This window comes from Paraglaciecola sp. (assembly GCF_051252315.1).
In the GTDB taxonomy this organism is placed as follows: domain Bacteria; phylum Pseudomonadota; class Gammaproteobacteria; order Enterobacterales; family Alteromonadaceae; genus Paraglaciecola.
In genome coordinates this window covers 47,832-54,014 of sequence record NZ_JBPOFP010000017.1, presented here as the reverse complement: position 1 = coordinate 54,014, position 6,183 = coordinate 47,832, and the positions used below count along the sequence as shown (strand labels likewise).

General features: G+C 39.1%; 8 protein-coding genes. 7 read left to right on the top strand and 1 reads right to left on the bottom strand.

Going from position 1 to position 6,183, the window contains the following annotated elements; all coding sequences use genetic code 11:
- Positions 1–399 precede the first annotated feature (399 nt).
- Entirely contained in the window at positions 400–1,176 is a 777-nt protein-coding gene (gene suhB, locus ACSHXM_RS05360; protein WP_435687706.1) for an inositol-1-monophosphatase, read from the bottom strand.
- 248 nt (positions 1,177–1,424) lie between these two features.
- Here suhB and trmJ point away from each other — a divergent pair, with 248 nt between their 5' ends.
- The 7 genes from trmJ to hscB all read left to right on the top strand — a co-directional run bounded on the left by trmJ (position 1,425) and on the right by hscB (position 6,160).
- Positions 1,425–2,159 carry a tRNA (cytosine(32)/uridine(32)-2'-O)-methyltransferase TrmJ gene (gene trmJ, locus ACSHXM_RS05355; RefSeq protein WP_435687705.1) on the top strand — a complete coding sequence of 245 codons (735 nt, stop codon included), beginning with the start codon at positions 1,425–1,427 and terminating at the stop codon, positions 2,157–2,159.
- A gap of 2 nt (positions 2,160–2,161) precedes the next feature.
- Positions 2,162–2,971: a serine O-acetyltransferase gene (gene cysE, locus ACSHXM_RS05350; protein ID WP_435687704.1), complete on the top strand. Its 810-nt coding sequence runs from the start codon at positions 2,162–2,164 to the stop codon at positions 2,969–2,971.
- A gap of 111 nt (positions 2,972–3,082) precedes the next feature.
- Entirely contained in the window at positions 3,083–3,571 is a 489-nt protein-coding gene (gene iscR / locus ACSHXM_RS05345; RefSeq protein WP_435687703.1) for a Fe-S cluster assembly transcriptional regulator IscR, read from the top strand.
- A gap of 12 nt (positions 3,572–3,583) precedes the next feature.
- A complete protein-coding gene (locus tag ACSHXM_RS05340) occupies positions 3,584–4,807 on the top strand; it encodes an IscS subfamily cysteine desulfurase (protein WP_435687702.1) in 1,224 nt (407 codons plus the stop codon).
- Between the two features lie 76 nt (positions 4,808–4,883).
- Positions 4,884–5,264 carry a Fe-S cluster assembly scaffold IscU gene (gene iscU, locus ACSHXM_RS05335; RefSeq protein WP_435687701.1) on the top strand — a complete coding sequence of 127 codons (381 nt, stop codon included), beginning with the start codon at positions 4,884–4,886 and terminating at the stop codon, positions 5,262–5,264.
- Positions 5,265–5,287: 23 nt separating this feature from the next.
- Positions 5,288–5,611, top strand: coding sequence for an iron-sulfur cluster assembly protein IscA (gene iscA / locus ACSHXM_RS05330; protein ID WP_435687700.1), 324 nt, complete (start codon positions 5,288–5,290; stop codon positions 5,609–5,611).
- A 21-nt stretch (positions 5,612–5,632) separates the two neighbouring features.
- Positions 5,633–6,160 (top strand): co-chaperone HscB, encoded by a 528-nt coding sequence (gene hscB, locus ACSHXM_RS05325; RefSeq protein ID WP_435687699.1) that lies wholly within the window; start codon positions 5,633–5,635, stop codon positions 6,158–6,160.
- Positions 6,161–6,183 lie beyond the last annotated feature (23 nt).

The window sequence follows — 6,183 nt, the reverse complement described above, 5'->3', positions numbered from 1 at the left end:
CCTTTAAGCTATGCAGCTCGAACATGCACTTTTTACAATTATCTTCTGTCCAGGTTTCCAATGCGTTTTCCCAAAGGGTTAACACTTCAGATAATTTATCAGGCAGCGTTGAGGTAAAAAGCTCTCGTAACTCTTTTAGTTTTGCTTCGAAACTTTGATTCGACATTACTCATCCAATTTCGTAATAACTTTTTTATACCAATCACTTACTTCGTAATTTAGAGTATAACTAAAGCATAAAAGATGGGGTAGAATCAACTATTAGATCGAAATCAATTAAGGGAATTTTTTATTCGTTGTGACGGGTATTATTATTAACTACTCTAGCAAGTAATTTGTTGGGGGGAATTTGATCAAAAAAGGCGAGTGTTAATCGCCTTTTTATAAATAATATTTTGGTTATTTGAGGTGTTTTACTAAGTTTTGAACCACTTTAGCACTACCAGCAACAATTTCGCCTTTATGCATAGGGTCATTGCCTCCAGCAAAATCCGTGACTAATCCACCAGACTCTCTTACCAACAACTCGCCAGCAGCAATATCCCAAGGTTTTATTCCGCGCTCCCAGTAACCGTCGTATCGACCTGCAGCTACATAGGCTAAATCTAGCGCTGCAGAACCAGAACGTCTAATGTCGCCTGCTTGCATAAATATTTTATTAAAGCCTTGCTGGTATGTCTCTAAGCTCTCTTTATCTTTAAAAGGGAAAGCGGTCGCTAGAATAGTTTGACTTAACTCTTTAGCTTTACTTGCACGGATCCTAAATCCGTTTAATTGAGCGCCAGCGCCTTTACTTGCTGTAAATAACTCACCACGGATAGGATCGAATACAACGGCTTGATCTAAACGACCTTTATGTAATAAAGCAATTGAGACACAAAAATGAGGAATGCCTTTTATAAAATTAGTGGTACCGTCTAATGGATCAATAACCCATTTAAAGTCTTTATCAGACCCTTCAACTATGCCACCTTCTTCGCCCACAAAGTTGTGTTCGGGGAAAGACTGTTTAATTTTATGAATAATTGCTTGTTCAGCTTCTTTGTCAATACGAGTTACAAAGTCATTATCACCTTTAGCTTCTGTCAAAAGGTCGGTTTGATTCTCAAACCCTTTAGCAATGATATTGCCCGCAACGCGCGCGGCGCGAACCGCTATATTCAGCATAGGATGCATAGTTTACCACCAATTTTAAAAGAACATTAAATATAGCCCAGTAGTAATATTTTAAAAATAGCACAAAAGCTGAGCAAAAAATCGCCGCGCAGTTTAACAAAATCACTAAATTAAGCAATCAGAATATAAATTAACTTTAGGTCTTTGCACCTGGCTTAACAAACCAATAAAAAGGGAATAGCAAAAAATAGATAAAATTGTGCTATTATCCGCGCCCTGAAAAATTAGGCTTGGGTTACTTAATTACTATGTTAGAAAATATTCGCGTCGTGTTAGTCAATACTTCTCATACGGGGAATATTGGATCTGCAGCTAGGGCTATGAAAACCATGGGCCTTAGCCAATTAGTGTTGGTCGATCCTGTTTCGGCTCCAGATGGTAAATCAAGTGCATTAGCCGCAGGAGCGGGGGATGTTTTAGCTAATGCTAAGACAGTCTCAACATTAGCAGAAGCGGTGGCTGATTGTGGTCTTGTTATCGGCACAAGTGCTCGTTCACGGACATTATCATGGCCTATGTTAGAGCCAAGGGAATGTGGCGAAAAACTCATTGCAGAGGTACCTAATTATACGGTGGCTTTAGTTTTTGGTCGTGAAAACAATGGATTGAGTAATGAAGAGTTACAACAATGTCATTTTCACGTGTGTATTCCAGCTAACCCTGATTACAGTTCACTGAATTTAGCCGCGGCGGTACAAACCTTAAGTTATGAAGTACGTATGGCTTATTTAAATGCCACCCGGCATCCAAATGCCGATCAACCTAATGAAAACGAATACCCTTTATCTGAAGATCTTGAAGGCTTCTATGCCCATCTTGAAAAAACACTGGCTCAAACTAGCTTTATCGTTGCTAATCACCCAGGAATGGTGATGACTAAATTAAGACGTTTGTTTAATCGGGCTCGCCCTGAATCTCAGGAATTAAATATCCTTAGAGGTATTTTGTCGTCAGTAGATAAAGTGTCAAAACAAAAAGACTAATCATGTTCGAAACAATTAAAGAAGATATAAAAAGTGTATTTCACCGAGATCCTGCGGCGCGTAATACTTTTGAAATTTTAACTAATTATCCTGGTTTACATGCCATTTGGTTTCATCGTTTAAGTCATAAACTTTGGATAAATAATTGGTTTTGGTTAGCCCGCACTATTTCCACATTCTCTCGTTGGTTAACAGGTATTGAAATTCACCCCGGCGCTAAGTTAGGCCGTCGATTTTTTATTGATCACGGTATGGGAGTCGTCATTGGTGAAACTGCCGAAATTGGTAATGATGTCACCCTGTATCACGGTGTGACCTTGGGTGGCACAAGTTGGAGCGCTGGCAAACGTCACCCGACGCTAGAAGATAATGTTGTTATTGGAGCAGGGGCTAAAGTTCTGGGTCCAATTACTATGCATAAAGGAGTCAAAGTTGGCTCTAACTCAGTGGTAGTCAGAGATGTCCCAGAAGGGGCAACGGTAATTGGCATACCTGGGAGAGTAGTTGTGCAGCAAAGCAAACCCAAATCACCCAACAATGATCATAGGGAAAAAATAGCCGAAAAATATGGTTTTGATGCTTATGCAGTGGTTACCGACAATCCCGATCCAATTGCTCACGCTATAGGAGTCATGGTTGATCATGTGCATTTAATGGATACCAAAATGGAAGAAATGTGCAAAGAAATCAACAAAATGGGTGGGCAAGTTTGTGGCGAAACGTTACCTAATTTAGCGTTAGATGACTTCTCTGATCAAGAAATGGTTAAAGATATTCAAAAAGCACGAGATGCTTTCGATCCGCAAATTTAAATATAATTTATCATTTTGGAATAAGTACTTGACTAAAATAGTTGGTTATATACTTGACTAAATTAGTCAAGTAAGTAAAATTTACATCAAGTTTTGTCTTGAGTGTACATTATGAAATTAACCTCAAAAGGTCGGTATGCGGTAACAGCTATGTTGGATGTGTCTTTGCATTCTCAACGTGGCCCTGTGTCATTGGCAGATATCTCAGAGCGTCAGGAAATTTCGTTATCTTATCTTGAGCAATTGTTCTCTCGATTACGTAAAGAAAGCCTGGTTGATAGCGTGCGTGGTCCTGGCGGCGGTTATAAATTAGGTCGCGATGCTGGTGAAATATCTATTGGTGAAGTTATCCGAGCGGTAAATGAATCGGTAGATGCTACAAAGTGCCAAGGTCTAGCCGGATGCCAAGGTGGTAAACGTTGCCTTACTCATAATTTATGGGAAGGATTGAGCGATAGAATTAGTGTGTTTTTAGATGGAATTACCTTAGGTGAGCTTATGGAGCAACATGAGGTAAAAGAAATTGCAGACAGACAAGACAAAAGTAAACATCTTAATCAGATAGCGGCAAATGACATTACAATCAGCTTGCAGTTATAAGCGGAGTAAAAAATGAGCGAACTTAAGCTTCCAATCTATTTGGATTATTCTTCAACAACACCTGTAGACCCTAGAGTAGCAGCCAAAATGGCAGAGTGTTTGACTACAGAAGGTGTGTTTGGAAACCCGGCATCTCGCTCTCACAAATTTGGTTGGGTAGCAGAAGAAGCGGTAGACATAGCAAGAAATCAAATTGCTGATTTGGTCAATGCTGATCCAAGAGAAATAGTATTTACCTCTGGTGCAACAGAATCTAACAACTTAGCCATTAAAGGCGCGGCTAATTTTTATGGTAAAAAAGGTAAACACCTAATTACTTTAAAAACCGAACATAAAGCTGTGTTAGATACTTGCCGTCAGCTTGAGCGCGAAGGTTATGAAGTGACTTATCTAGATCCTGAACCAAATGGTTTAGTTGATTTAGACAAGTTAACCGCAGCTATCCGTCCTGATACGATTTTAATTAGTATCATGCACGTCAATAATGAAATTGGTGTGATCCAAGACATAGCCGCTATCGGTGAATTATGCCGTGCCCGTAAGATATTGTTCCACGTAGACGCTGCACAAAGTACAGGTAAAGTAGAGATTGACTTACAAACATTAAAAGTCGATTTAATGTCTTTTTCTGCTCATAAATCTTATGGCCCTAAAGGTATCGGTGCTTTGTATGTAAGACGAAAGCCTCGCATTCGTTTAGAAGCACAAATGCACGGTGGCGGACACGAGCGTGGAATGCGTTCAGGTACTATGGCAACTCACCAAATAGTGGGTATGGGTGAAGCATTCCGCATCGCTAAAGAAGAAATGGCCACTGAAAACGAAAAAATTCGTAATCTTCGAGACCGTTTATTAAAAGGTATTGAAGATATCGAAGCGACTTATATCAACGGTGATATGGAAAGCCGCATAGCAGGAAACCTTAATATTAGTTTTGCTTATGTAGAAGGCGAATCTTTAATTATGGCCTTGAAAGACATGGCGGTTTCATCAGGTTCAGCCTGTACTTCTGCAAGCTTGGAGCCATCTTATGTATTAAGAGCCTTGGGTTTAAGTGATGAACTAGCACATAGTTCGATTCGTTTTACCATTGGTAGATTTACCACAGAAGCTGAAATTGATTATGTGGTCAGTGTGATCCGCAATGCGATTGATAAGTTACGAGAAATGTCTCCATTGTGGGACATGTACAAAGAAGGTATTGACTTGAGTACAGTTGAGTGGGCTCACCACTAAGTTTCTTTCTATTAAAGAATATTGAATTTTAAAGTGTTGCTCACAAATGCAAGGCTTAAATTAAAAGGTAAAGACAATGGCTTATAGCGAAAAAGTAATCGATCATTACGAAAACCCTCGTAACGTTGGCGGTTTTGATAAAAATGATCCGAGTGTAGCGACTGGTATGGTTGGTGCTCCAGCCTGTGGTGACGTAATGAAACTGCAACTTAAAATAGATGACCAGGGCATAATTGAAGACGCTAAGTTTAAAACGTATGGTTGCGGCTCTGCAATTGCGTCTAGCTCTTTGGTAACTGAATGGGTTAAAGGCAAGTCTATTGATGAAGCAACGGCTATTAGTAATATGGATATCGCAGAAGAGTTAGCATTGCCACCAGTAAAAATTCACTGTTCTATTTTGGCTGAAGATGCCATTAAAGCGGCAGTTGACGACTATAAAAGTCGTCAAAAATAAGTTAGTTGTAATAGGAGTCACCAGTGGGAATTTCAGTATCTGACAGTGCTGCGAAAAGAGCACGTACTTTCCTTGAAAATCGAGGTTCTGGTATCGGGCTACGTTTAGGCGTTAAAACAACTGGTTGCTCTGGTTTAGCTTATGTACTTGAATTTGTAGATGAAGTTAATGACGATGATCAAGTTTTCGAAAATAATGGGGTTAAAGTCATTATTGACGGAAAAAGTTTAGTGTATCTGGAAGGAACCCACCTAGACTTTAAGAAAGATGGGCTTAACGAAGGATTCGAGTTCACTAACCCAAATGCTAATGGCGAATGTGGTTGTGGTGAAAGTTTTAATGTCTAAGAGCGTGTTGTATTTTAGCTAATGAATCATTTTGAATTATTTAACCTCAAAGCATCCTTTGAGGTCGATTTAGCTGAGGTGTCTCAGACTTATCAAACTCTTCAACGTTTAACTCATCCAGATAAGTTTGCTAATAGTAGTGAGCAAGATAAGTTACTAGCCATTCAAAAAAATTCTCAGGTAAATGATGCATATTCTATGTTGAAAACGCCTGTGTTACGCGCTGAGTATTTGTTGCAGTTGCGGGGTGTAGATTTGCAGCATGAGCAGCAAACAATAAAAGACACCGCATTTTTAATGCAGCAAATGGAATGGCGCGAACAACTTGCTGAAATAGAAGAACAAGCTGAACCTTTAGATGAATTAGAATTGTTAGATGATGAAATCCGCAAGGAAATTTCAAGTGAATTATCTCAACTAAAAATATTGTTAAACAATCAAAATGAACAAGCTGATCAACAAGCCGCTGATTTAATTCGGAAGTTGAAATTTTTATATAAAATGTCTGATGAAATAGCGTTAAAAGAAGAAGCTTTAAGCGACTTTTAACCTACCTTTATTATCAATTAGTC

What these genes read in the sequence shown, in the direction of transcription:
- suhB (WP_435687706.1), bottom strand. Translation starts at nt 1,176, where the DNA reads ATGCATCCTATGCTGAATATAGCGGTTCGCGCCGCGCGCGTTGCGGGC.
- trmJ (WP_435687705.1), top strand. Translation starts at nt 1,425, where the DNA reads ATGTTAGAAAATATTCGCGTCGTGTTAGTCAATACTTCTCATACGGGG.
- cysE (WP_435687704.1), top strand. Translation starts at nt 2,162, where the DNA reads ATGTTCGAAACAATTAAAGAAGATATAAAAAGTGTATTTCACCGAGAT.
- iscR (WP_435687703.1), top strand. Translation starts at nt 3,083, where the DNA reads ATGAAATTAACCTCAAAAGGTCGGTATGCGGTAACAGCTATGTTGGAT.
- ACSHXM_RS05340 (WP_435687702.1), top strand. Translation starts at nt 3,584, where the DNA reads ATGAGCGAACTTAAGCTTCCAATCTATTTGGATTATTCTTCAACAACA.
- iscU (WP_435687701.1), top strand. Translation starts at nt 4,884, where the DNA reads ATGGCTTATAGCGAAAAAGTAATCGATCATTACGAAAACCCTCGTAAC.
- hscB (WP_435687699.1), top strand. Translation starts at nt 5,633, where the DNA reads ATGAATCATTTTGAATTATTTAACCTCAAAGCATCCTTTGAGGTCGAT.